Below are 24,923 nucleotides of genomic sequence, written 5' to 3' on the forward strand. Positions count from 1 at the left end.
TTCAATTTGCCAGAATAGTGCGATCATCGCCTGGGCGGCTTGGCCGGGGCACTGCATTTCCGCGGCACGCAATCCGAGAGGAAATCGCGCAGCGTGACTGAGCATTCAGGGGGTATTTCGCATGAGTTCGCCGCGCCAGCGGAGCCGGCGCTAGTGGGCCGCCGTCGGTTGCTGCTGCCGATACGACAATGGTTTGGCCGGCAGACCCTCTCCATGCAGTTCCTGCTTGCCTGCGGCGCGCTGATCTTTCTGGTCGCAGCCGTCTCCGGCTATCTCATCTCTCGCGAAGTGTCTCATAATGCGGCGGTCGATCGCGCGGCTGCGACGGCCCTCTTCATGCAGAGCATTCTCGAACCGGCCGGAAACGAGATTGCCCAGTCGGGCCAGCTTTCGGCAGAACGACGGCTTCGTCTCGACGAGCTTTTTGCCGAGCCGCAGTTCAAGGATCGTTTTCCCTACTTCGAGCTGTGGCTGCCGGATGGGTCGGTCGCCTACTCTACCTCGAAGGAGTTGATTGGCCGCCGTTTCAACCCGCCGCCGGGGCTTCTGCGCGCGCTCAAGGGCGACGTTGCCGCGGAATATGCGGACCTGACCGCGAGCGAGCATACGCTGCGCAGCCTGAGCACGCGGTATCTGGAAATCTACAGTCCGCTGCGCCGGTCCGATACCGGTGAAGTCGTTGCTGTCGCGGAGATACACGAAGATACGGATACCCTGCACTGGGAGATCTTCGAGGTTCGCCTGATCGGCTGGACGGTCGTTGCCGGCGCATCCACCCTCATCATGCTCGGGCTGCTCGCAATCGTTCATCGTGGCAGCGCAACGATCGAGCGGCAGCGTCTGCGGTTGGAGCAGCGCGCCGAGGAGGCCGAACGGGTTTCGGAAGAAATTCGCGTCCTGCGCGATCGCGCAAGGCTCGCTTCCTTGCGCATGACGGACTCCAACGAACGTCTGACGCGCGGAATTGGTGCGGATCTGCATGATGGTCCGGCGCAGCTTATCGGCTTTGCCATCCTGCAGACGGAGCCTGTACGCGTCGCACGGTCCAGATCCGAGCGTGAAGAGGCGCTGGAGGTGATATGTGGCACGCTGGAAGAAGCCCTGAAGGAAATCCGCCTGATCGCGCGGTCGCTGCTGCTACCGGATATCGAGCATCTGGACCTCGACCAGGTGATCGGGCGGGCAGCAAAACTTCACGAGGCGCGGACGGGAACCCAGGTTGCCATCAAGGGCAGCGGCAGCAAGTTGCCTCTCCCGCCTGTTATCAAGACCTGCATCTACCGTTTTGTTCAGGAGGGTCTGAACAACGCCCACCGGCATGCGAACGGCCGGGGCCAGGCTATCCGTTGCCGCATCGATGGCACCGTTCTGAACCTCAGCGTTCGCGACCATGGCGGCCCGTCTGCCAAGAGCAGTTCCAGCGACAAGCCGGATGGCAGCGGTCTCGGCATTCACGGTCTTCAACAGCGGGTGGAGAGCCTTGGCGGCACGCTGAAGTTCGTACATCGACGGGACGGGGCGGAGCTCCAGATGACACTGGATCTCGGAGGAGGAATGCTCGATGGATGAACCATCTTCGGTCATCGTCGTCGACGACCACGCACTCTTTCGAATGGGCGTCCTGCAGGCACTATCAGCGCACAAGCGCTTTGCCGTCGTCGGCGAAGGAGGCTCGAAAGAGGATGCCCTCCGGCTCGTGGAAAACTTTCTTCCGAACGTGGCGCTGCTCGACATCTCCATGCCCGGCAGCGGGATAGACGCCGCCCGTGAAATCTCGACGCGATGGCCAACCACGAAGATCGTGATGCTGACGGTGTCGGAGGAGGACGATGACGTGCTGGAGGCACTTGATGCCGGTGCGGCCGGCTACGTGCTCAAGGGTGCTCCCGCACTGGACTTGATTACGGCGATATCAACCGTTGCCGAGGGGCGAGCCTATCTTTCGCCCGCACTTGGCATGCGCCTGTTCGGCGTCATTCGCAACCGCACCGAAGGCCACCGGGTGGAGCGGCTTGTCGACAAGCTGACGCCGAAGGAGGCGATCGTCTTCCGCCTGCTGGGACGCGGCTGCACCAACCGGACGATCGCCGAGGAAATGAGCGTGCAGATCAAGACGGTGAAATTCCATGTCGGTCGACTGCTCATCAAACTCGGCGCCAAGAACCGGGTCGAAGCGGCGCTGCTGGCGCAGCGACATCTGAAGCTTTCGACAAGCCGCAAGACGTGAGCCGGACCGCCGGCAGGGTCGGTGCATTCCTCTCACCGAAGACGCGGCCTCGGAAACGAATTTGCTGGCCGTTCACCGGTTCACCAGCCGCCGGATGCCCTAAAGGGCGTCGCGATCTTTCAGACTGGCTCGGTGCGTTGAATTATTGATTTGTCGAATGTCGTTATCGCAAAACCGCTGCGCACTTTTGCGCGACGTTCTCTAGTTGATCCGCTCGCGCTCGCCGGCAACCTTCGGGATCACGTCGAGCCGCTGGGCGGCCAGCACGACTTCAAGGCGGTTCCTGGCATCGAGCTTCTGCATGAGCACGCTCATGTAGTGCTTGACCGTCTTTTCGCTGATATCGAGACAGCGCGCGATCTCCCGATTGGTGCTACCGCGCATCAGATGCCGAACGATCTGCTCTTCACGAAGACTGAGGCGTTGTTGCGCCTGTTCGCGCCGGCGCATCTCCGCGGTCTTCATCGCCATGATGACCTTTGTGGCAAACCCCGCCGAGATGAAAGTCTCACCGTCATAGACCATGCGGATCGCCTGATGCAGATCGCTGGCCCTGCTGCCCTTGAGCACATAGCCGGCAACACCGTAGTTCAGCACCTGGATCGCCGTTTCTATGCTTGAATTCGCCGTGAAGACGATGATGCGCGTGCCCTGGTACTTTCGAGCAATCAACTCGATGGCCGCAACGGCATCCCCCGGCATGCTGAGATCGAGTACGAGCACGCGCGGAGAATGATCTTCGACAATTCTTAAAGCGTCAACCGCGTTCTCGCCCTTCGCAACGATCTCCAGATCGCTCTTACCAGAAAAAACACTGATTAAACCATCAAGAAGAATAGGGTGATCATCGACAAATGCCACGGAAATACACATGGAAGCCAGCCCACAATTAGATACTTAAAAAAACCCACATTGCAAAATCGCAGAGATATTACGCAGTTAAATTTATGCAGCTAGGAACGAATACATTTGAGATCGAAATTCAATACATACAGAAACGACCGCGCATCACACAAAGCGCATCGCATCCTCGTTCATTCGGTAGAGAAGACGCGAATGAGCCCCACACCCTCCCATGCCGCGAATACTATTACAGAAGAACTCAATTTTAAAGCGCATGCTTAAACATAGGTTAATTTTAGGGGGTTGAACCTCCTCGCGACACGGAGTTCCGCCGCCCGAAGTAGGGCGACAAAGCCCCTGCCCACCGATTGGCGCAACTGTCGCCACAAAGCCGGTCCTCAGCGGCCTTGCCGTCAGCATGACGGTAGATTTGAATGCGCTTTGGCTACTTTCCTTCCGGCTGCGGAATGCAGCGGACATTCACACTGTGGGTCGTCAAACGCGGAAAACTCGCAAAGGATCTCGTGATGCCCAGAGCCGCCATTGTTGGGGGAACCGGACAGATCGGCCGGGCGACGACCCGTCGGCTGCCGGGAGCGACATCGATCGCCTTTTAAAGCAGTGGCACCGGTAACGCGACACGTGCCGAGCCAAAACGCGGATTTGGAACCGCCCTCCTGATCTTGGCAGCAGGAGTTCCTATATTACAGTCCATCTCCCGCGCTGGCCCGCAGCCAGTGGGAGAAAAAGCGAAGACGCGCTCACGAACCAGGTGGAGGATATCTGAATGACCGAGAGAGCTGTTCTGGCCGGCGGTTGCTTCTGGGGAATGCAGGATCTGATCCGCAGGCTCCCCGGCGTCACCGGCACCCGTGTGGGCTATACCGGCGGCGACGTGCCCAATGCGACCTATCGCAACCACGGAACCCATGCCGAGGGCATCGAGATATTCTACGATCCGGCGAAGACCTCCTATCGGCGGATTCTGGAGCTGTTTTTCCAGATCCACGACCCCACCACGAAAAACCGTCAGGGCAACGACATCGGCACCTCCTATCGTTCGGCGATCTACTACGTCGATGACGAACAGAAGCGCATTGCCGAGGACACCATTGCGGATGTGGAAGCCTCTGGCCTGTGGCCGGGCAAGGTAGTGACGGAACTGGAACCCGTCGGCGACTTCTGGCAGGCGGAGCCGGAGCACCAGGATTACCTGGAGCGCTATCCGAACGGCTATACCTGCCACTTCCCGCGTCCGAACTGGGTGCTGACGCGACGGTCCGCCGCGGAGTAACAAACGCCCCGGCGAGCGTCTGGCGAACCGTGTCCGCATGCAGCCGCCAGGTTCGGCGGACATGGACGCCGGCCGCATCATTCGAATTCAGGACAGTCGTTGCGACCTTGGGATGATTGTTCTCCTTCCTGGAAGCATCACATGAACTTCAATAGTCAACGACTTGAATTTACCGGCCATTCCGGCGCTACCCTTGGCGCCAGACTCGACCTTCCAAACGGCCCGGTGCGGGCCTATGCGATTTTCGCCCACTGCTTCACCTGCTCCAAGGATCTGGCGGCGGCGCGTCAGATCTCGGCCGAACTCGCGCGCGAAGGGATCGCGGTCCTGCGCTTCGATTTCACCGGCCTCGGATCAAGCGAGGGCGAGTTCGCCTCGACCAACTTTTCGTCCAACATCGCGGATCTTCGTTCGGCCGCCGACTATCTACGGCTGCACTTCGAGGCGCCGTCGCTCCTGATTGGCCATTCGCTTGGCGGTGCAGCCGTCTTTGCGGTTGCCAACGAAATTCCGGAAGTCCGCGCCGTGGCCACGATCGGCGCACCCGCGGACGTCGGCCATGTGCTCAAGAACTTCGGAGCGAGCCTCAAGGAAATAGAGGAAAGTGGTGCCGCCGAAGTCGATCTTGCCGGTCGCAAATTCCTGATCAAGAAACAGTTCGTCGACGACGCTTGCGCCCAGCGCCTTCATGAGGCTGTGGCGACGCTCAGGAAACCCGTTCTCATTCTCCACGCGCCGCTGGATCAAACGGTCGGCATCGAAAACGCCAGCGACCTCTTCCATGCGGCCAAACATCCGAAGAGCTTCGTTTCGCTGGACAAGGCCGACCATCTGCTCACCGATCCTGCCGATGCCGCCTACGCCGCCCGGGTGATTGCGGAGTGGCTGAGCCGCTATCTCGTGGCCGACAGTCCGCAGGGCACGGAGCCGGCGGAACAGGTCCAGGTGACGGAAACGGGCGAAGGCAAATTTCAGAATTCGGTTCAAGCCGGCAGGCATCGCCTCTTTGCCGACGAGCCGCAAAGCGTCGGCGGGTTCGATTCCGGGCCATCGCCCTATGACTACCTGTCGATCGGGCTTGCCGCCTGTACCTCCATGACGCTGCGCCTTTACGCCGACCACAAGAAGCTGCCACTCGGGCGCATCAAGGTGGAGGTCTCGCATTCCAAGATCCATGCGCGGGATTGCGAAGACTGCGCCGCAACGGAGCGCGCCGACAGCGGGAAGATCGACCGGTTCGAGCGGGTCATAGCGATCGAGGGCGAGGTCACAGACGAGCTTCGCTCCAAGATCGCCGAGATTGCCGACAAGTGCCCGGTCCATCGCACTCTGGAAGGGATCGCCAAGATAACGACGGCCGTGAAATAGTCCGCGGCCCTGCCCGGAATTTTCCATTGTAGTATTCCGCTAGTACCCGTTGCCTCAGCCGGATTGCTAAGCTCCGCCCATTGTTTTTTGGGAGGAAACAAATGGCAAACTCGAAAATTCTGATGATCACCGGTGATTTCACCGAAGACTATGAAACGATGGTTCCGTTTCAGACCTTGCTTGCCTGCGGCCACACGGTGCATGCCGTCTGCCCCGGCAAGAATGCCGGCGAGACGGTTGCGACCGCGATCCATGATTTCGAAGGCGACCAGACCTATTCCGAAAAGCGCGGCCATAATTTTGCGCTCAACGCCACCTTCTCCGCCATCCGCGCTGAAGATTACGACGCGCTGGTCATACCCGGCGGTCGCGCGCCCGAATATCTGCGTCTCAACCCGGATGTCATCAAGGCTGTCCAGCATTTCTTCGCGGCGGGAAAACCGGTGGCGGCCATCTGCCACGGCGCACAATTGCTGGCGGCGGCCGGCGTGTTGAAGGGCCGCACCTGTTCGGCCTACCCGGCGTGCCGTCCGGAGGTCGAACTTGCCGGCGGCATTTATGCGGATATCGCGATCAGCGACGCGGTCGCCGACGGCAACCTCGTTACCGCGCCGGCGTGGCCCGCCCATCCGTCGTGGCTGCGCCAATTCATGGCTGTGCTCGACGCCTCGGCCCTGCTACAAACGGACGCCGCCTGAGAAGGCAGCCACGGGAGGGGCGAGATGTGCGAGTTGTTCATAAAGGCGGATGCGCGGCTCTGGGAGAGCACCACCCGGTCGCTGCGCATCGATGGCATGGTGACGAGCGTCCGGCTGGAGAACTTCTTCTGGTCGAAGCTTGAGGAGATCGCGCGGCGCGATCGTATGAACGTCACGCAGCTGATCACCAAGCTGCACCACGAGTCCATCGATGCCGGGCATGATCTCGGGAACTTCACATCATTCCTGAGGGTCTGCTGCGCGCGCTATCTCGACCTGCAGCTGTCAGGCGACATTCCGACGGATGTCAACCAACCGATCGCCGGTCTGAACGCTCCGGCGATCCTCACGCGCGAGCAGGAAAAATATCATTGAGCTGAGGCAGGCTGCCCCCTTCGCGGGGGCAGTCCCGGCTCGGCGCGCCCGTCTGCTGCCGCGGATCCAGGATCATCAAACCAAAGTCGTTTGGTTCAAGCCCCGGCGACAAGACTATGCTATTCAGGGGGCCAGCGATTCTGAGTTTGTAGTGCAATGAGCCCCAAGACCCGCGGTTATCTGTTTGCCTTCCTTGCCATTTGCATCTTTGCTGGCCAGGACGCCATCACCAAGTATCTTGGCGACCGCTACCCCGCTTTGTTCATCACGATGATCCGATTCTGGGCGTTTGCGCTCTTCGTGTTCGCTTTCGCCGCCTCGTCATCGGGTGGACTTCGCAAGACCGCTCACACGCGCCATCCCTGGCTGCAGGTCGTGCGAGGCCTGCTGCTCGTCGCCGAAATCGTCGTCATCGTCATTTCCTACGTTCACGCCGGGCTCGCCATGAGCCAGTCGATCTTTCAGGCGACACCACTGATCATCACCATCCTCTCGATCCCTCTTCTCGGGGAGACCGTGGGATGGCGGCGCGGTGCGGCCATTCTGATCGGTCTGATCGGCGTTCTGGTGATCATCAATCCCGTCAACGTGCACTTCGACATGTCGCTGCTTCTGCCGCTCGCAGCCTCCGTGCTTTTCGCGCTTTACAGCATTGCCACCCGCGCCGTCAGTCGCGAGGATTCGGCCGTCACGAGCCTCTTTTATGCCGGTGTTGTCGGCGCCGTGGCGATCTCGCTGGTCGGCCCGTTCTACTGGACAGAGGTGGTGCCGTCCGATTGGTTTGCCCTTGCCGCGCTTTGCGTCTGTGGCACCCTCAGTCACTTTTTCCTCATCAAAGCCTACGGACTGCTGCCGGCAGCCGAAGTCCAGCCCGTTACCTATTTCCAGCTGGTCCTCAATGTGATCTTCGCCGTCATGCTCTTCGGCGAGACGATCACTCACAACATGATCGTCGGCGCGCTCATCGTCGTAGGCGCCGGTCTCTTCACGATCTGGCGCGAGCATCAGCTGGCGAGACGGTCGTCGGTATCGCGCGCCTAGTCCTGCTCGCTGACCGGCCGCTCAGGCGCCGCCAGCGATATGAGAGCAGCCAGCGTCTTTCGAAGGCCGAGATCAAGCCGCTTGTCCTGCCGGACGATCATGCAGAGCCGCCGGCTCAGTTTTTGGTGAAAGGGCCTGACCACAAGCTCGCTCGATCCTGCCGCTTCGCCGGCTCATCGCCCACATGCGTGGCGCCTTCAGGCTTGATGATCCAGGTGCGTTGCCCGCTGAGACCCCGCAGCATCCTTCATCGCACGCTCCGCAATCGTTGAAAGCCTGAGTTCGGCAAACTCCTGCAGCAGGGTCCGCTCCGCTTTTTCGAAGGCGTCCACCAGCGCCGCATTCGCTGCGTGCTCCACCGGGCAGGTCGGATGGTCCTCGGACACGCCTGCCGCCAGAACCTGCCCATCATCCAGCGCCCGCTGCACATCGAGCACCGTCAACTCCTCAAGCGGCCGCAGAAGCGCCCAGCCCCCTCCCCGGCCGCCTTCGGAACCGACGACACCCTTGCGCTTCAACGCCCCCATCGTCCGGCGAACAACCACCGGGTTGGTGTTCAGCATCTTGGCGATGGTCTCTGACGTCTCCCGTCCCCCGAGCAGTGCCATGTGAATGAGCACATGGATCATCCGCGCCAACCGGCTGTCTTGCTTCATTCGACTCCCCATAGCGTAACAATATAAGTTACGCACTCTTGACGCCACCTGTTTCCGTAACTTATACAATTACGATATCAGAGTGTCGAGAAGGAACGAAGATGCAGGCCCAGACAATCCAGACCCGAACCATCCGCATGGGCTTTATCGAACAGGGAAACGGCCCGGCCGTTCTGCTCTGCCATGGCTTCCCGGAGACCTCCCATGCTTGGCGGTACCAGATAGCGGCACTTGCGGAGGCGGGCTTTCGCGCGATCGCGCCTGACATGCGCGGCTACGGCCTCTCGGAATGTCCTCCATCGGTCGACGAATACAGCGTGTTTCACAGCGTCGGCGACATGATTGCTCTGCTGGATGCCCTCGACCTATCAACGGCCATCCTCGTCGGTAACGACTGGGGCGCGACCGTTGCCTGGCAGGCGGCACAGATGCGGCCCGACCGTTTCTGCGGCGTCGTCGCCATGAGCGTGCCGATGATGGGCCAGCCGCCCGTTCCGCCGACCCGGATCTTCCCGCGGACCGACGAGGCAGAATTGTACACGCTCTATTTCCAGGAGCCTGATGTCGCCGAGGCGGAGCTGGAGCGTGACATCGGCCAGACGCTGCGAAAGATCCTCTTTGCGGCTTCCGGCGACGCGGGCGCGCGACAGGCCGGAGACCAGACACCCAATCCGTTCGGCATGGTATCGCGCCGGCATGGACTGCTTGCGCCGCTGCCCGACAGCATGCCCGACTGGCTCACCGCTGCAGACCTCGACACCTACATCAGCGCCTTTGCCACGACCGGTTTTCGCGGAGGGTTGAACTACTATCGAAACCTCGATCGCAATTGGCAGCTGCAGGCCGCTTTCGCCGGCGTAAAGGTCGAAATTCCTGCCCTGTTCATGGTCGGCGAGCGCGACACGGGCCTCGCCATCCCCGGGATGCGCGAAATTGTCGATGCAATGCCGCCCCTCGTCCCGCAGCTCAAGGAAAGCATCATCGTGCCCGGCAGCGGCCATTGGCTGCCGCAGGAGCGCCCCGATGTCGTGAACGAGGTTCTCATCCGGTTTGCCCGGAATGTTTGAAAGCCACGTGATCGACGAGCGAAGGACACCCCTGTCCCCCGAGACCAAAAAATGCATGATCGCACACGCAAAACGTGTGGATCCAAGGGGTGCATCTCGATGAAACGGGTGCGGCCCGGGCCCTCATGAGACTTAAATCCAAACTTAAAGTATTCTCAGGATTCCTCATGAAAACCTTTCGATCTCTCTTTTTGCCCGTAATCGTTGTCGCTTTGTCGGCTTGCACCACAACCTCCGACGATTCCCGGCAGCAGGCGCTATCGATCACGGCGCGCAGCGGGGTGAAGACGCTCGTCGCCAAGAACTGGCATATCGACGATAACTGCAGCCAGATCGACTATCCGGCGATGACGATTGCGGAGAAGCCCAAGCATGGCCACCTGGAGATTGTCCACGAGGCGGTCTATCCGAAACTGGTGGGCAAGCAGTCAAAATGCGCGACAACCAAGGTGAATGGCGTCGTCGCCTACTATACGCCGAACCAAGGCTATACCGGTCGCGACCGGCTTGTCATTCGCTCCCCATATGAAGACGGAAAGATCGAAGAAGGCGTATTGAGCGTGACTGTCGTCAAATAGACAGCCGCTTGGTCGGGCGGCGGAAGCACCTGGAAAACGAAGTGCTATCGAACCGGTTCCGCGCTATAATCGGGCGCGGGGTGGAAAGAAGGTGAAGCCAATGAAGAGGCTAGCAATCTTTGCCTTGTCACTGGCGGCGGTAGCGACGAGTGTTCCGCCGGCCATGGCATTTCCTCCAGCCGTTACGGCGGAGATCGAGGCATCTCAAGTCCAACCGGTTCAGTACAGGCACCACGGCGGCGGCTATCACGGCGGCTACAACCACGGGCATCACCACGGCGGTGGCGATGACTGGGCGTGGGCGCTCGGCGGATTGGCAACCGGCGCGATCATCGGCGGGCTGCTCGCGCAGCCTCGCTACTATGGCCCGGGCTATTATGACGAAGGCTATTACGGCCCGACCTATTCCGCCCCGCGTTACTATGCGCCGCGCTACTATCGCCAAACCTATTATGGAGGCAGCGCGCACACCCGCTGGTGCTACGCTCGTTACAGGTCCTACAGGGCCTATGACGACACGTTCCAGCCGTATTACGGTCCGCGCCAGGCGTGTGTCTCCCCCTACTACTGAAGCGTTGACGCCCGGCTGACACGGGATTCATGACTTCGTGCAGATCCCTCGGTCCGGCGCTTGCCGGATCGACGCGGCAGGCCACCTCTAATTGTCTGCAACTTTTATTCTTTTTGTCGAAGCCGATGAAAGGAAAGTTTTGCAACCCTAATGTACGCAATGGTAGAGTGCATTGTTTGCGCTTCCCGCGCAGCCTGATTTGTAGCGTTTAGAGCACTTTAAGAGGGCTGTGCCCCCGGGGACCGTCAGCATGCTGAACCTGCCTCGCCTGCCGCTTCTGGACAACCTTAAGGGGTATCAGGGAAGTTGGTTGCGCAGTGACATTTCCGCAGGCGTCGCCATTGCCGCGGTCGGATTGCCGAGCGCCATCGCCTATCCCGCCATCGCCGGGCTGCCGCCCGAGACGGGCCTTTATGCGAGCATCACGCCGCTTGTCGCCTACGCCCTTTTCGGTCCGTCGCGGCAACTCATCGTCGGACCGGATGCGGCGACGATGACGGTGCTGGCGGCCGTGCTAACGACGGTATTCGCCTCCTCTGCCGGTGGCGCTGACCGCGTAACGGCGGCGGCCCTGCTGGCCCTCATCGTCGGCATCCTCTGCCTGATTGCACGCCTCGTCCGTCTCGGCGTGCTCGCGACCTTTCTTTCGCGCCCGATCCTCACAGGCTTCTTTGCTGGAATTTCCCTCTCGATTCTGGTTGGACAGATCAAGCGCGTCACCGGCGTCCAGATCGAGTCGGACGGGCTGATCAGCCCTATTCTCGAACTTCTGAGGCAGGCCGGCTCCATCCACTGGCCCACTCTGGTGTTTGCCTTGGCGTGTTTTGCGCTGCTGCAGGTCGCCCGCTTCTATCGCTCACCCGTTCCAGGTCCTGTTATCGTCGTCTTCGTCGCGGTGTTGTTGTCATATCTCTTCGACTTCGAAGGGCGCGGCATGACGGTCGTCGGCAACATTCCCGACGGCTTGCCGACCTTCGTCCTGCCTCGTCTCGAGGGTCTGCCGATCGATGGATTGCTGACCGGCGGCGCGGCAATCTTCCTCGTCAGTTTCGGTTCCGGCGTCATCGCAGCGCGCAGCTTTGCGGCGCTCGGCGGCTACCGCGTCGATCCGAACCGTGAACTGAGCGGCTTCGGCGCCGCCAACATTGCGGCAGGACTGTTCGGGACGTTTCCGGTGACCGCCTCGGATTCACGCACGGCCGTGAACTTCGCCGTGGGTGGGCGTTCGCAGATCGCGAGCCTCGTTGCGGCAGGGACCCTGATGGTGGTGCTGCTCTTTCTTGGTGACGTCCTTCGCATTCTGCCGGTCGCCGCGCTCGGGGCGATCCTTGCGGCAACGGCGCTCAGCCTGATCGACATCGACGGCCTCAGACGGATCTGGACCGTCAACCGCATCGAGTTCATTTTCGCGCTGATTGCCCTTTGGGGACCGATCGGCCTCGGCGTGCTGAACGGCGTGGTCATCGCCATCGCTGCAACACTGGTGTACCTCATCTTGCAGACCATGTATCCGCACGACGCGATGCTGGGCCGCATCCCCGGGCGCGACGGCTTCTACAAGCTGCATCGCATGACCGAGGCACGCCCGGTTCCAGGCTTCGGTGCCTGCATGGTTCAAGATAGTCTGCTTTTCTATAACGCCGATTACGTCCGCGAGCGCCTCGAGGTGATCGCCGAGAGCCTGCCGAAACCTACTCGCTGGCTGGTGATCGATGCGAGCGCCATCCCGCAAATCGACAGCACCGCCGCGGACATGCTTGGAGAGTTGCAGAGCGACCTGAAGAACCGCGGCGTCACGCTCGGCCTGGCCGAGTTGCATACCGATGCGCGCGCCCTGCTCGAGCGCTCCGGGGTCGTCGAGAAGATCGGCCCGGGTATGATCTTCGAGGGAATGGAAGATGCGCTCGACGCTTACGAGACCAAGTACGGGCGGAACGACGGTCAGCCGACCGGTTCTATCGAGATCAAGCCAGATGACCATGTCCGAACGGGAGGGAAAAATGGGCAAGCATGACGGCAAGAAGAAAAAGGGCAAAGACAAGAGCGAAGGCGAAATAGCCGCCGACGCGACGACTTCGGACGACTTGTCATCCGAGGGCTATGCCAAGGAGCTCGCCCGGCTGCAGCAGGAAACCGCCCATCTGCAGGCCTGGGTGAAGAAAACAGGCGCGCGCATCGTCATCGTCTTCGAAGGCCGCGATGCGGCCGGCAAGGGCGGCGTGATCAAGCGGCTGACCGAGCGTGTCAGCCCACGCGTCTTCCGCGTGACCGCGCTGCCGGCGCCGACCGACCGCGAGAAGTCGCAGATCTACATGCAGCGCTATATCCAACACCTGCCCGCCGCTGGCGAGATCGTGATCTTCGATCGCTCCTGGTACAACCGCCCCGGCGTCGAGCGCGTTATGGGTTTCTGCTCGGATGACAGTGCCCGACGCTTTCTCGAGCTCGCGCCGCGTTTCGAAGCGGCCATGGTCGAAAGCGGCATCATCCTGCTCAAATACTTCCTCGACGTCAGCGAGAAGGAGCAGGAAAAGCGCTTCCGGCAGCGCATTGCCGATCCGCTGCGCCAGTGGAAGCTCAGCCCGATGGACGTCGAATCCTATCGCCGCTGGTGGGATTATACCCGCGCCTACAACGAGATGATCCGTATGACGGACACCGATTTCGCGCCCTGGTGGATCGTACCGTCGGATGACAAGAAGCGTGCCCGCATCAACTGCATCTCGCACATTCTCTCGTCGATCCCATACGAGCGCGTGAAATTCTCGGAGCCCGATCTCGGCAAGCGCCAGAAACGGCCGGATGACTTTGCTGCGGACGACCACGTGCGTAGAAACGTGCCCGACGTTTTATAAGACTGAAAAGCCCGCACCAAAGGTGCGGGCTTTGAACACTTTCGATCGGGGACGGGCCGCAGCGTGACAACGCGATGCGACGCCGGGACGGTCGTACTCAGGCTTTTTCGGGAGCCCAGTTCAAGAAGAACCCGACGTCACCGGGCACGCCACCCGGGAAGTTGATGATCATCGCCTTCAACTTGTAGCCACTTGGCTTGCCGAAGGCCTGATAGCGATCAAAGAACTCTTTTGCTTTTCCCTGCAGCGTGTTCGGCCAATCCCGGTCGCCGCTGTTGATCGCGCGGCCGCTGTCAGTGCAAAGCTCGGACGGGAAGCTGTAGACCATCGCTTCGAACTTGCCGGCCTTCACGGCGTTCGCGACCAGCCGGCGAACGATGGCGATTTCCTCTTCCGTTACATGCTTCTTGAGAAAATCCGCGGCAAAGTCGGCGAGCTTTTGCTCTTCGATGGATTTTAGTCGCCGCTCCTTGTCCATCTCGTCCATTTCACGCTGGAGCATCTGCATTCTGAGGTCCTGTGCACTTGGAGGTGCGCCGGCATTCTTGTTGTCAGACATCACGTCGATCCACTTCAAGCAAATGGGCGCTCTGTGACGAAGCGATACACGGCTTCCGTGCATCACATGACCAGGGACGTCCCGCAGTTACATCCAAGGAAACCCAAATGGCAGTGCAATTCGGGGACGAAACATTTTCGAATGCGAGCCGCTATATCTCCGATGGCCCTCTATTCATTGGTCTTTTCACTGCAAAACGAAAGAACCGCGACTGGCTCTCCCGATGCAAGGCTATCCTAAAATACCACAACCGCAAGAGGACAGTGACAACTTAACAGAGGCGGCAAGATCAGTCGAAAATCCCTGCGCATTCAACGCGCTCGCGGGCATTACATAACGGTCAGGCCCCAGAAGACAGGGCGCATCCTAGAGCGCGGAATGCGCCTGCGCGCTGCCATGTGTTTCCGGCGAGCCATAGCGAGCCGGCAGGCCACAAATGGCTTCCATCCTCGGGTCGTTCTCGACAATACGCTCACCAATCCATGATTTCGCCCAATGATAGGCTTCGGCGAACAGTTCGGAGTGCCGGCTCCAATCCATAAAGCTGATCGCGGCTGAAACCGGCGGGGAAATCAGGATGTCCTTTTCCCCAAGAGCGATCTCCTGCGGCCGGTGCGCCAGCATGCTTGCGGCAATGACCTGGATCAGGTTGGGGATTTTCGGCAAGCCCGAGCGGCCGAAGGGGTTGAGCAACCGAACGGTCAGTTCGGACGCGCCGGGAATACTGTCATAGTCGATGTGTTGTTTTCCCGGACCGCCCCCACCCAGGCTCACGACGACGTTCGGCCCTGTCTTCAGTTCCTTCATCTGTTCCAGTGGCAGATTGTTCATGATCGCCCCGTCGACCAGCATGTCACCGTCGGCCGTGAAGAAGGGCGGCAGTATGCCGGGGATCGAGCCCGACGCCCTGACGGCCTGCCACAGTTTTCCGCGGCGATGGACATGCGCTTGCCCTGTGCTGAGATTGGTCGACAGCGCGAAAAATGGCAGCCAGAGGTCTTCGATAAGAACGTCGCCATATTCCGCCTGCAGGGTGCGGTCGAGCACCTTGTGATCCAGCAGCGCATATTGCGGCACGGTCAGGCGACGGAACGCGCGGCTGCGGACGAAGATCTCGTGCGTCCCACGATTGATCTCGTCGGCGTTCATGCCGCGGGCAAAGCCCGCCATCATCGCCGCTCCCGAACTGGTGCCTCCCAGATAGTCGAAGGAGGCGCCGGCCTCGATAAAAGCCTTGTGGACGCCAAGATGCGCGCATCCGAGCGAGCCCCCGCCGGCTGCGACAAAGCCCCTCGCCTCGCCGGCAATGAAGCGGACCAAACGCTCGACATCCTCAATGTCTTCGAGCGCCACGTGATGATGCTGCCGGAGTCCGGGGCGCTCGTTCAGCCAGCCGCTGGTGCCGACGACCGTTGCGGCGCGCTTGTCATGCACCAGAACGAGCCGCACGCTCGATGGCGAGTGCACGGACAGCGCCAGTTGCTCTGACGGGCTGAGTTTTGCAGAGCCGGACGGGTCGCCGACCAACAGGACACCATCGGCCTGGCGGATGCAGACACGCGTCCAGTCGCTTGGTTCGTCGTCGGCGATGTAGACGAGGCCTCCGGTCTTGGCTTCCAATTGGTTGAGCCAGTCCAGCACCGGCTGATCATCGATCGGAACGCCGGGAAAGCGCTCTTCGATGTCGGCCCTCGCCAGGAAAGCCGTGCGCGTGGATCCGGAAAAAACCTTGCGCAGCAGGTCGATGAAGCGGGGAGAAACCCGGCTGCTTCCGGCAGCAACAATTGCGAGCGTCCTTATCCGGCAGGCGCCCTTGGCATGCGGCGAAGCCGGTGCCTGCTTGGCAAACCGTCGCGCCAGAAACGTGGTGACCGATTGGCGCAGGCTCGGCAGGGCACTCGCCGCCTTTTCGAACTGGTGGTCACAGATCGAAAGAACAATGGAATCGCGAGCAGCAACGACCGTAGCCATGCGCGGCAGCCCGGCGAAGAAACCGACCTCGCCAACGAGCTCGCCCTGCCCTATCTCGGCAATAGGGTCGGAGACGTCATCCCGGTGCACGGTAAAGCGGCCGGACAGGACCACGAAAAACCGGTCCGACGGCTCGCCTTGGCGGACCAGGATCTCGCCACGCCGCACGATGCCGCGATCGGAATTGGCGGCCAACGCTTCCAACGCAGCCAATGACGTCTGGTCGAACATCAGGGTCTCCGACAACAGCTTGGCAGCAAGGGAACCGGTGGCGTCCATTGAACCTTCCTTGGAAACAGGCCGCTTACGAGCTTAGCCGTTTCGATCGGGATTGCCGAACACATTTCCTCGCCACGCCATATGGCGCAGGCGGCCTTCACCGGACCATAAACAGATGGGCTCGCCCCTGAAGACACGACAGCGACGCCGGGTCGAGGGCGCCAGCGAGATGCAACCTTTCCATGCATATTAGCATTGCGTTGCACCTAGCCTGAGACGGCAGGGTATTACCCTAAGACTCGAGACGGCGCTCAGGACTATCGCAAACCTATCGTTAGGCTTGCTTCTTGCCGCCCTCGTCGCTCGCCTTACCCTCCGGCTCCACGTCAGGCTTTTGGTGTCGCACGGCCTTGGCTTCGAAGTAGCCGATGATGGTGAGAACGGCGAAGGCGGAACCGACCGCCAGGCCGGCAACGATCCAATGGCCGAAGCCGACCGAAATGCCGATCGCGCCGGCAAGCCAGAGGCTGGCCCCGGTCGTCAGGCCCTGAACCTCGCCGCGAGACAAGACGATTGTGCCGGCTGCAAGAAAGGCGACACCGGCTGTGACCGCCTCCACCACGCGCAGAGGATCGATGCGGACGCGTTCGTCGAAGAAGCCGCCGAGGCGGACGCTTTCGATCGAGATGATGCCGAAGGTGCAGGCTGCGAGGCAGACGAGCATATGGGTCTTGAGGCCGGCTGGTCGTGCCTTGACCTCGCGCTCGAAGCCGATGAGCGCGCCCATCAGCAGCGCCCCAACGATGCGCGCAAAAATGACCGGATAGGAAATTTGTGATGGCGGAAACAATTCGGCAGTGATCTGATCCATGCGGAACCAACGCGAATGCTTCGCATTGGTTCCGCATGATGGCGCCCGCGCCTCACCCAGTGCGCAGACGCCAGGAGCGGCCTGTCCCCACCCCGCTCCGAAGCGCTAGAAGTCGCTTAGTTACCGAGCGCCGCGAGGGCTGCGTCCAGGCGTTCCTGAGCCTTCTTCGGGTTCTTCGCTCCCTTGACCGCTTCCAGGTTGGCCGGCGCATCGCCGACCTGAACGACGCCGACCATGCCCATGCCGTAGTGCGGCGTGCACTTTACGCCGTAGACGCCCGGCGCCGTGAAAGTCACCTTGTAGTTTTCATTGATCTTGCTTTTGAAAGCCTCGGCGCCATCGGGGATCATGCCCTTGATGGTTTCGACGTTATGTCCCTTGTCGGTCGGGATGAAGGTGACCGCGTCGCCAGGCGCAACCTTCAGCGACGCCGGCTCGAAAACCATCGCGCCGTCCTTGCCCTTGTTCAGCATGTGCACTTCGAAGTCCGCGGCGGCTGCCGGTGCGGCGACCAGCATTGCCGCGATCGCGATACCAAATCCGCTCTTGATTGCATTCAACATCGTCTTCTCCATTTGAGCGACCAGCCCGTGCTCGGGTTGTTCGAGAAGAGGATTAAGCCTGAGACGCCCCCTCCACTTTGATGCGCGTCAAATTCGCGCCGCTTTTTTGTCGGCATTGACAATACATAGGATTCCTATATTAACGACCGCATGAGCAAGGAACCTGACACGACACCGCCCCTGATCGACCGTATCGGCGACGGCCTTTCCCGCGTAGCGACGGCCATGCGCACGGAGGCCTGGTCGAGTGCGGAAGCGATCGGCCTCAATCCGACGCAATTGCAGATCCTGACCTTCCTGGTTGCCCGTAGACGCGGCGGAATGCGGGTAAAACAGATCGCCGGTTATCTCGGCGTCAGCCAGCCGACGACGACGGACTCGGTCAACGCGCTCTTGCGCAAGGGGCTGGTCGAGAAGCGGCCGGATCCGAGCGACGCGCGCGCCCTTTCGGTTGCCACCACGCCGGCCGGCGAGGACGCAGTACGACAGGCGGGGCGGCTCGCATCGGCCACGGAGGATGCCATCGCTTCGCTTTCGAGGCTGGAGCAGCAGGATCTGCTCATGCATCTCGTCAAGATCATCCGTGGTCTGCAGGCGGCTGGCGCCATCCCGGAACAGCGCATGTGCGTCAACTGTCGATACTTCCGGCCGCATGTCTATGACGACCCGAAGGCGCCGCATCACTGCGCGTTCGTCGATGCTGCGTTCGGACCGGCGGAACTGCGCGTCGATTGCGGCGAATACGAAACGGCAGAACCCGAAGCACAAAGGGCGGCCTGGCGTCTCTACAATCGCGAGACGGTCTGATCATGCGAAACGATCCAGCCGCCGGCGCCAATGCCGGCGGTCCCGAAGGCGTCGCTCCCCCCCGGCGCCTCGCCACAAGCTTCACCATCGGAATTCGCGAGCGCTGTTTCCTGCGTCGCAAGCGGACAGACGATGATGTCGGCGCCGGTCCGACGACTGCCATCGGCGGACCGGCAATTTTCTCCCTCCAGCAAATAGAAAGAGAAAACCATGAGCAGAATTAATCTAGTCGACCCCGTTTCGGCAACTGGCCCCAGCGCCGAACTGCTTGGCGAAATCCGCTCCGCCTTCGGGGTAGCACCCAACATGTTCCGCGCCGTCGCCAGTTCACCGGCGGCCCTTGCCAGCATGTGGGGCTCCTTCGGCGCGCTCGGCAAGGGACGCCTCGGCGCCAAGCTCGGCGAGCAGATCGCCGTTGCCGTCGCGGATCGCAACGATTGCCACTATTGCCTGGCGGCGCACACCGCACTTGGCCGCAAGGCCGGCGCGACCGCCGAGGAGATGACGGCAGCGCAGCACGGCAAGTCCTCCGATCCGAAGACGGCTGCGGCCCTTACCTTTGCTCAGAAGCTCGTCGAGGCGCGCGGACAGGTATCCGACGCGGATGTGCGCACCTTGCGCGACGCCGGCTTCGATGACGAGGACGTCGTCGAGATCATCGCGCATGTCGCGCTCAACCTGTTCACCAACTACATCAACGTCGCGCTTGCCGTTCCGGTCGACTTCCCCGGCGTGAAGCTCGTTCGCGAAGCCGCCTGATCCGCACATGTCGCAAAGGCCGGGCGACGAGCGTTCGCCCGGCCGTCTTGGAGATGAGAACAATGAACAGCAATCACAGGACCGCGGCTCCGGAACTCGCCGTTTCGACCTGGTTCAACACACAGGAACGTCCGAGCCTTGCGCAGCTTCGCGGCCGGGTCGTTTTCCTTCATGCGTTTCAGATGCTGTGCCCGGCCTGCGTTTCGCACGGACTGCCGCAGATGCAGCGCGTCCAGAGCATTTTTCGGGATACCGATCTTCAGGTCCTCGGCCTGCATTCGGTGTTCGAGCATCACGCGGTCATGACACCCGAGGCGCTGAAGGCTTTCATTCATGAGTATCGCCTGACCTTCCCGATCGCCGTCGACCAGCCTTCCGAGCAGGGACCGATACCGAAAACGATGGAGCGCTACGGCATGCGAGGCACGCCGACGGCAATCATCATCGGACGCGACGGTCATGTCGAACACCACCGCTTCGGCATCGAAGACGACATGGTCATCGGCGCGCGTCTTGCGACACTCCTTTCCGCCCCGATCCCCGATTTCAGCGCGGCCACCGCCACTTCAGCCGGGTGCACGAGCGAAGGATGCGTGCCCGACGCGCGGGCCGGCTAGAACCTCTGAGCATGGGAGAACAGACGATGACGACCAGAATGGCACTCGCCCTCAGACATGTGCATTTCGAAGATCTCGGCAGCTTTGCCGGACCGCTGCGGGCGGCGGGATTTGAAATCGAGTACCGCGATGTCGGCGACGAAAATTACCTCTCTTTCGATCCGTTGGAGCCCGATCTCGTCATCGTGCTCGGCGGTCCGATCGGGGTCTATGAAGACGAGGCCTATCCCTTCATCGCCGGGGAAATCGCCATGCTTCAGGCACGTCTTGCCGGCAACCGGCCGACGCTCGGAATCTGCCTCGGCGCCCAGCTGATCGCCCGCGCGCTCGGTGCCCGCGTCTACCCTTCCGGCCTGAAGGAGATCGGGTTTTCGCCGCTGAGCCTTAGCGCCGCAGGCGAGGCCTCGGCTCTCCGCCATCTCGCCGACGTCTCCGTCCTGCATTGGCACGGTGACACCTACGACCTGCCGGCCAGCACTGACCTGCTGGCCTCGACATCGCTGATCGCGCAGCAAGGCTTCGCGCGCGGCAATACAGTGCTCGCCCTTCAGTTTCACCCGGAGGCCCAAGCCGGCGCGGCCTTTGAACGCTGGCTCGTCGGTCACGCCTGCGAACTGGCGACCGCCGGGCTCAGCGTGCCGGGCCTACGCGCCGACGCCCGACGTCACGGGCCTCGCCTGGAGGCGGCGGCCGCGTCGATGATCGGCGAATGGCTGGAGAACATCGATGGTTGAGCAGGCCCCGATTGCGCTCGACGCCCTGCTCATCGGCACCCTCACGCCGATCGACGACCGCGGAACCTTAAGCGGTATCGACAAACACCCGGCTCTCGGGCCGGTACATCTCGGTACAACCGGCTTTGCCGGCGACCATCAGGGTGATCTGAAGAGGCACGGTGGCCCGGATAAGGCCGTGCATCATTACCCGCGCGACCACTACGAGGCTTGGGTCAAGGATCTCGGAAGCGTAACCAGGCTGGAGCAGCCGGGCGCCTTCGGCGAGAACATCTCGGCCTTGGGATTGACGGAAAGCGATGTCGCGGTCGGCGACCGGTTTCGCCTTGGTAAAGCCCTTCTCGAGGTGAGCCAGGGCCGGCAACCCTGCTGGAAGCTGAACCGCCGTTTCGATCTGCCGGATATGGCCCGCCGCGTCCAGCAGACCGGCCGAACGGGATGGTACTACCGGGTCATCGAAACCGGCTTGGTTTCGCCCGGTGAGCGGATGCAACTCGTCGAGCGGCGCTATCCCGAATGGACGATCGCCCGGCTGTGGCACTATCTCTATGTCGATACGCTCAACTGCGATGCCCTGTCCGAAATCGCCGATCTCGCCATCCTGCCCCCGAATTGGCGGGACTATGCAGCCAAGCGCCTGCAGACGCGGGCTGTCGAAGATTGGTCCCGCCGGCTCGACGGCGAGGCTCCGGCTTCAACGCCTGGCGGCGCCGTCGAGGGTCGTGACCAGTCGTTGCCGAACGGATGACGCCGACCTGCGGCGGGTGGCGACCCTGTCCGGCCGCGCCAGCATCTCGGCGATCTCATCGGCAATGAAGATGGCGTGATCGTTGACCTGCGGCAGGCCCATGAGTTCGCCGAAGGTGCCGCGCGCCAGCGGCCCGGCAACGATCAGCGATCTCTCGGCCACGCCACTCGTCCCGATCGCCCGACTCGCCTCATCGCAGGCAAGCCCCAGTCCGACACTGTCTAGGCGCAGCCAGCCCTTCGACGCCAGATCCGCGAGCCAGTCCTGGCTGGAAAGAATACCCGTATGCGCCGGGCCGGTCGTCACGACGCAGGCATCGAACAACAGGCGTTCCCGGATGCGCGTCTGCCGGTGACGGATATCGACCGCGATGACCTGACCGTAGCGCTCGACGCCCTCGATCGAAGCGCCGAGGACACGCAACTGTCCCGTCTCGATTGCCTGCCGGATCGCGTCATCGATCTGCGGCGCCACGCGGAACCGGTGGGCGTCCCAGAACGGTCGCAGGCGCTGCACGAGGCGGCGTCGCTCTGCAACCGGCAACGCCCGCCAGACTTGTCCGCCCTGGCTACGCAAAGCGTCGAAAACCGCATGCCAGCTGAGCCCCGCCTGAGCGGCCTGCCGCACCGCCAGGCGCACGCGTCGAAGCAGTTCGAGCGCGGTTCGCGCCGGGGTACCGACAAAATCGCCGAAGGGTTCCTGTGCTCTTCCCGCATGGCCTCGCGAACGAAGTCCGCGGCGCGACAGGGCGACGATCGAGCCGCGGTGGTCGGCGAGCCTCAGCGACGCAATCACGTCCGCCGCCGTCAGGCCGTTTCCAAGCACCAGAACGTGATCATCGGGACGAAGGCAGGTAAGAGACCCAGCGACCGTAGTGTCGGCGACGAAACGCGGGTGGCCTTCGAGCGCCTGTGCAACGCGCTTCGGCGCACAAGGCGAGGGATGCGTCGTGGCGATCACGACGATGTCGGCCAGCAGCTCCGTCCCAGCGTCGGAGGTCAGCTTCCAGCGCGCTCCACGCCGCTCGATGCGCGCGATGCGCTCGCGCCGGTGCACGACCTTGCCGCTCCGCACGAACGGCGCGACGAACGCGCCGACGTATCGCCCGAACACCGCCCGCCGCACATAAAGATGGCCATCGGCCGCCCTTGCGTCCGGGTCGCCGCGCGGCTCGCCATGGGCCGCCAGCCAGTTCAAAAAATCGTCAGGATCATCAGGAACGAGGCTCATGCGGGCCGCAGGCACATTCGTGCGATGGGCGGGATTGCCGCTATCATAGGCAAGCCCGGCGCCGAGCCGGTCTCGCGGCTCGAAGACCACGATGGCGGCGCCGTCGCTGGCGGCATGGCGTGCAAGGTTCGCCGCGACCACTGCGCCGGTGAAGCCGCCGCCGACAATGGCAATGACCGGTCGCCGCACAGCTGTCACGACTGGGAGACCTTCAGCTTCGGGCGATGATCGCCGGCGATGGTTTCGCCGAACGGCCCGGTGTTGATCGACGTCTCGCGTGCCGGGATGGCGTGGGCCAGCGGCAGATGCGGCAGAACCAGTTCACCGAACCGATAGGCCTCTTCGAGATGCGGGTAACCGGACAGGATAAAGCTGTCGATGCCGATTTGTCGGTATTCTTCCATGCGCGCCCTGACTTGATCGGGATCGCCGACGAGCGCCGTTCCTGCCCCTCCGCGCACCAGACCGACGCCGGCCCAGAGATTGGGAGCGATTTCGAGCTTGTCACGGCGACCACCATGCAGGCGGCTCATGCGGCTCTGACCAACCGAATCCATGCGCTCGAACACCTTCTGTGCGGCAGCAATCGTGTCGTCATCCACATATTGTATCAGTTCGTCGGCGGCCTGCCACGCTTCCCTTGCGGTTTCGCGAACGATCACATGAAGGCGGATGCCGAAGGTAACGTCCCTGCCCTCGGCTTCGGCCAGGGCGCGCACTTCGGCGATCTTGCGGGCAACGTCCTCGACCGGCTCGCCCCAGGTCAGGTACTTGTCGATCGTACGCGCTGCCACCTCCTGGCCCTTGCCGGAGGAGCCGCCGAAATAAAGCGGCGGGTGGGGCTGCTGTACGCACGGAAACAGGAGCTTCCCGCCTTCGATATCGAAGTGGTTCCCCTTGAAATCGACCTCTTCTCCGCGAAGCACGGCCTTGTAGATGTTCAGGAATTCCTCGGTCACCTCGTAGCGTTCGCCATGCGCGAGATGTATGCCGTCGCCCTTGTTTTCGATCGGATCGCCGCCGGTAACGACGTTGATCAGCAGCCGTCCGCCCGAGAGGCGGTCCAGCGTGGCCGTCATGCGTGCCGCGAGCGTGGGCGAAAGCAGGCCGGGCCGAACCGCGATCAGGAACCGCAACTTTTCAGTGAGCGGCGCCAGCGCCGAAGCGACCACCCAACTGTCCTCGCAACTCCGCCCCGTCGGGATGAGCACGCCATAGTAGCCGAGCGTATCGGCGGCCTGCGCGACCTGCTTGAGATAATTGAGGTCCACGTTTCGGCCGCCGCGCGTGGTTCCGAGATAGCGGCTATCGCCGTGGGTCGGCAGAAACCAGAGCACGTTGATCTTTTCAGGGATCTTCTCGGGGATTTCGTCGGGCACAATTCCCATTCGCGCAAGCCTCCTCGCAGGTTCCTTCGGAGGCACGCAAGAGCGTCCCTCGATTGCCAAAAAGCATAAACTCTATAAAATTTATTGACAATAAGAATTCGGACGATCATCCTTGATGTGAGGAAAAATTTTTCCCGCATCAGCCGTGAGCGACCGGGAATTAGATTAAATTTTTCGAGGATTTGGCCATGACCATTGCGCTTGCCGCTTCTCCCGCATTCGATGCCATCGTTCCGACCGCCAATGGTTACGGGTCGATCACCACGCCCGCGCTGAAGGCGGCCATGCGCAACTTCTCAGGTGGCGTCTCCGTCATCACCGCAGGGATAGGCGAAGAGCGTACCGGCGCCACCGTGACCTCCGCAACCGCGCTCGCCGTCGATCCGCCGACCATGATCGTCAACATCAACCGCACATCCTCCACCTGGCCGGTCATCGAGCGCTATCGGCATTTCTGCGTCAACCTTCTGTCGCGCGAACAGCAAAGGGTCGCCGAGCGTTTCTCCGGTGTCGATGGCACCAAGGGCGCCGCTCGCTACGATGGCGCCGAATGGATCCGGCTTGCCAGCGGCGCGTCGGCGCTTGCCGGCGCGCTTGCCGCCATCGATTGCGAGGTCGAGGAGATCATCGAGCGCCATAGCCATGCGATCATCCTCGGTCGGGTGGTGGCGATTAGCGCGGGGACCGGCGAACCGATCGTCTACCACAACGGCCGCTACGGCGGCGTGCAGTTCTGACGCTGCTTTCCATGCATGGCACAGAGCGCTGCCACGGATCTCAAATTTGGAATGGGCTCTCTGCAAAGCCACAAAAAGCGGAATAATTTATCTACATAAAATCCATGCTTTTAATCAACATAATGTGAGGACTTCCCGAGGAAGCCG

General features: G+C 61.7%; 26 protein-coding genes. 18 read left to right on the forward strand and 8 right to left on the reverse strand.

From position 1 onward, the window contains the following. Nucleotides 1–93 precede the first annotated feature (93 nt). Together BLU15_RS34945 and BLU15_RS34950 are read left to right on the forward strand one after the other, a co-directional pair. The gene (locus BLU15_RS34945) at nt 94–1,569 is read left to right on the forward strand and encodes a sensor histidine kinase (protein ID WP_244496920.1); all 1,476 of its coding nucleotides are present in this window, start codon (nt 94–96) and stop codon (nt 1,567–1,569) included. Continuing rightward, the gene (locus BLU15_RS34950; RefSeq protein WP_060582226.1) at nt 1,562–2,227 is read left to right on the forward strand and encodes a response regulator; all 666 of its coding nucleotides are present in this window, start codon (nt 1,562–1,564) and stop codon (nt 2,225–2,227) included. Before BLU15_RS34945 ends, BLU15_RS34950 begins: the two co-directional genes overlap by 8 nt. A gap of 201 nt (nt 2,228–2,428) precedes the next feature. On the opposite strand, the gene BLU15_RS34955 is transcribed toward BLU15_RS34950, so the two are convergent. Further along, entirely contained in the window at nt 2,429–3,100 is a 672-nt protein-coding gene (locus BLU15_RS34955; protein ID WP_060520546.1) for a response regulator, read from the reverse strand. 757 nt (nt 3,101–3,857) lie between these two features. Here BLU15_RS34955 and msrA point away from each other — a divergent pair. The 5 genes from msrA (at nt 3,858) to BLU15_RS34980 (ending at nt 7,846) form a co-directional block, all read left to right on the forward strand. Next, on the forward strand, nt 3,858–4,364 hold the full coding sequence (gene msrA, locus BLU15_RS34960) for a peptide-methionine (S)-S-oxide reductase MsrA (protein ID WP_090301728.1): 507 nt from the start codon (nt 3,858–3,860) through the stop codon (nt 4,362–4,364). 141 nt (nt 4,365–4,505) lie between these two features. Then, complete coding sequence (locus BLU15_RS34965) at nt 4,506–5,732, forward strand: bifunctional alpha/beta hydrolase/OsmC family protein (protein WP_090301730.1); 1,227 nt, start codon at nt 4,506–4,508, stop codon at nt 5,730–5,732. Between the two features lie 101 nt (nt 5,733–5,833). Then, complete coding sequence (locus BLU15_RS34970; RefSeq protein WP_034802015.1) at nt 5,834–6,430, forward strand: DJ-1/PfpI family protein; 597 nt, start codon at nt 5,834–5,836, stop codon at nt 6,428–6,430. 24 nt (nt 6,431–6,454) lie between these two features. Further along, nucleotides 6,455–6,805 carry a ribbon-helix-helix domain-containing protein gene (locus BLU15_RS34975; RefSeq protein WP_060520550.1) on the forward strand — a complete coding sequence of 117 codons (351 nt, stop codon included), beginning with the start codon at nt 6,455–6,457 and terminating at the stop codon, nt 6,803–6,805. 156 nt (nt 6,806–6,961) lie between these two features. Continuing rightward, the gene (locus tag BLU15_RS34980) at nt 6,962–7,846 is read left to right on the forward strand and encodes a DMT family transporter (protein WP_034802010.1); all 885 of its coding nucleotides are present in this window, start codon (nt 6,962–6,964) and stop codon (nt 7,844–7,846) included. Between the two features lie 197 nt (nt 7,847–8,043). Here BLU15_RS34980 and BLU15_RS34985 read toward each other — a convergent pair whose 3' ends face one another. Then, nucleotides 8,044–8,502, reverse strand: coding sequence for an RrF2 family transcriptional regulator (locus BLU15_RS34985; RefSeq protein WP_090301732.1), 459 nt, complete (start codon nt 8,500–8,502; stop codon nt 8,044–8,046). A gap of 101 nt (nt 8,503–8,603) precedes the next feature. On the opposite strand from BLU15_RS34985, the gene BLU15_RS34990 reads away from it, so the two are divergent. The 5 genes from BLU15_RS34990 (at nt 8,604) to ppk2 (ending at nt 13,573) form a co-directional block, all read left to right on the forward strand. After that, on the forward strand, nt 8,604–9,569 hold the full coding sequence (locus BLU15_RS34990; protein ID WP_090301734.1) for an alpha/beta fold hydrolase: 966 nt from the start codon (nt 8,604–8,606) through the stop codon (nt 9,567–9,569). Nucleotides 9,570–9,658: 89 nt separating this feature from the next. Further along, nucleotides 9,659–10,147 carry a hypothetical protein gene (locus tag BLU15_RS34995; RefSeq protein ID WP_244546914.1) on the forward strand — a complete coding sequence of 163 codons (489 nt, stop codon included), beginning with the start codon at nt 9,659–9,661 and terminating at the stop codon, nt 10,145–10,147. 100 nt (nt 10,148–10,247) lie between these two features. Next, the gene (locus tag BLU15_RS35000; protein WP_034802004.1) at nt 10,248–10,718 is read left to right on the forward strand and encodes a BA14K family protein; all 471 of its coding nucleotides are present in this window, start codon (nt 10,248–10,250) and stop codon (nt 10,716–10,718) included. A 250-nt stretch (nt 10,719–10,968) separates the two neighbouring features. Then, on the forward strand, nt 10,969–12,732 hold the full coding sequence (locus tag BLU15_RS35005; protein WP_060520554.1) for a SulP family inorganic anion transporter: 1,764 nt from the start codon (nt 10,969–10,971) through the stop codon (nt 12,730–12,732). Then, complete coding sequence (ppk2, locus tag BLU15_RS35010) at nt 12,719–13,573, forward strand: polyphosphate kinase 2 (RefSeq protein WP_060520555.1); 855 nt, start codon at nt 12,719–12,721, stop codon at nt 13,571–13,573. Before BLU15_RS35005 ends, ppk2 begins: the two co-directional genes overlap by 14 nt. Nucleotides 13,574–13,670: 97 nt before the next feature. Here ppk2 and BLU15_RS35015 read toward each other — a convergent pair whose 3' ends face one another. The 4 genes from BLU15_RS35015 to BLU15_RS35030 form a co-directional block, all read right to left on the reverse strand. Then, on the reverse strand, nt 13,671–14,132 hold the full coding sequence (locus BLU15_RS35015; protein ID WP_034802042.1) for a hypothetical protein: 462 nt from the start codon (nt 14,130–14,132) through the stop codon (nt 13,671–13,673). 366 nt (nt 14,133–14,498) lie between these two features. After that, on the reverse strand, nt 14,499–16,382 hold the full coding sequence (locus tag BLU15_RS35020; protein ID WP_090301737.1) for a patatin-like phospholipase family protein: 1,884 nt from the start codon (nt 16,380–16,382) through the stop codon (nt 14,499–14,501). 274 nt (nt 16,383–16,656) lie between these two features. Then, nucleotides 16,657–17,193 (reverse strand): MgtC/SapB family protein, encoded by a 537-nt coding sequence (locus tag BLU15_RS35025; protein WP_090301739.1) that lies wholly within the window; start codon nt 17,191–17,193, stop codon nt 16,657–16,659. A gap of 116 nt (nt 17,194–17,309) precedes the next feature. Further along, on the reverse strand, nt 17,310–17,756 hold the full coding sequence (locus BLU15_RS35030) for a pseudoazurin (RefSeq protein ID WP_090301740.1): 447 nt from the start codon (nt 17,754–17,756) through the stop codon (nt 17,310–17,312). Between the two features lie 150 nt (nt 17,757–17,906). Here BLU15_RS35030 and BLU15_RS35035 point away from each other — a divergent pair, with 150 nt between their 5' ends. The 5 genes from BLU15_RS35035 (at nt 17,907) to BLU15_RS35060 (ending at nt 21,421) form a co-directional block, all read left to right on the forward strand. Next, nucleotides 17,907–18,563 (forward strand): MarR family winged helix-turn-helix transcriptional regulator, encoded by a 657-nt coding sequence (locus BLU15_RS35035; protein WP_090301743.1) that lies wholly within the window; start codon nt 17,907–17,909, stop codon nt 18,561–18,563. Nucleotides 18,564–18,773: 210 nt separating this feature from the next. Further along, the gene (locus BLU15_RS35045) at nt 18,774–19,322 is read left to right on the forward strand and encodes a carboxymuconolactone decarboxylase family protein (protein WP_090301747.1); all 549 of its coding nucleotides are present in this window, start codon (nt 18,774–18,776) and stop codon (nt 19,320–19,322) included. A gap of 62 nt (nt 19,323–19,384) precedes the next feature. After that, a complete protein-coding gene (locus tag BLU15_RS35050; protein WP_210187492.1) occupies nt 19,385–19,939 on the forward strand; it encodes a peroxiredoxin family protein in 555 nt (184 codons plus the stop codon). A gap of 26 nt (nt 19,940–19,965) precedes the next feature. Further along, nucleotides 19,966–20,673 (forward strand): glutamine amidotransferase, encoded by a 708-nt coding sequence (locus BLU15_RS35055; protein ID WP_090301749.1) that lies wholly within the window; start codon nt 19,966–19,968, stop codon nt 20,671–20,673. Further along, a complete protein-coding gene (locus tag BLU15_RS35060; RefSeq protein ID WP_090301751.1) occupies nt 20,666–21,421 on the forward strand; it encodes an MOSC domain-containing protein in 756 nt (251 codons plus the stop codon). The genes BLU15_RS35055 and BLU15_RS35060 overlap by 8 nt, the downstream gene beginning before the upstream one ends. On the opposite strand, the gene BLU15_RS35065 is transcribed toward BLU15_RS35060, so the two are convergent. Continuing rightward, on the reverse strand, nt 21,368–22,849 hold the full coding sequence (locus tag BLU15_RS35065; RefSeq protein WP_060582211.1) for an FAD/NAD(P)-binding protein: 1,482 nt from the start codon (nt 22,847–22,849) through the stop codon (nt 21,368–21,370). The two genes, BLU15_RS35060 and BLU15_RS35065, sit on opposite strands and share 54 nt — an antisense overlap. Next, the gene (gene ssuD / locus BLU15_RS35070) at nt 22,846–24,039 is read right to left on the reverse strand and encodes an FMNH2-dependent alkanesulfonate monooxygenase (RefSeq protein ID WP_210187493.1); all 1,194 of its coding nucleotides are present in this window, start codon (nt 24,037–24,039) and stop codon (nt 22,846–22,848) included. The genes BLU15_RS35065 and ssuD overlap by 4 nt, the downstream gene beginning before the upstream one ends. A 188-nt stretch (nt 24,040–24,227) precedes the next feature. Between ssuD and BLU15_RS35075 the strand changes: the two genes are divergently transcribed. Beyond that, nucleotides 24,228–24,776: a flavin reductase family protein gene (locus tag BLU15_RS35075; protein ID WP_083523842.1), complete on the forward strand. Its 549-nt coding sequence runs from the start codon at nt 24,228–24,230 to the stop codon at nt 24,774–24,776. Nucleotides 24,777–24,923: the final 147 nt, after the last annotated feature.

The organism is Ensifer sp. YR511 (genome assembly GCF_900103045.1).
Classification (GTDB): Bacteria; Pseudomonadota; Alphaproteobacteria; order Rhizobiales; family Rhizobiaceae; genus Ensifer; species Ensifer adhaerens.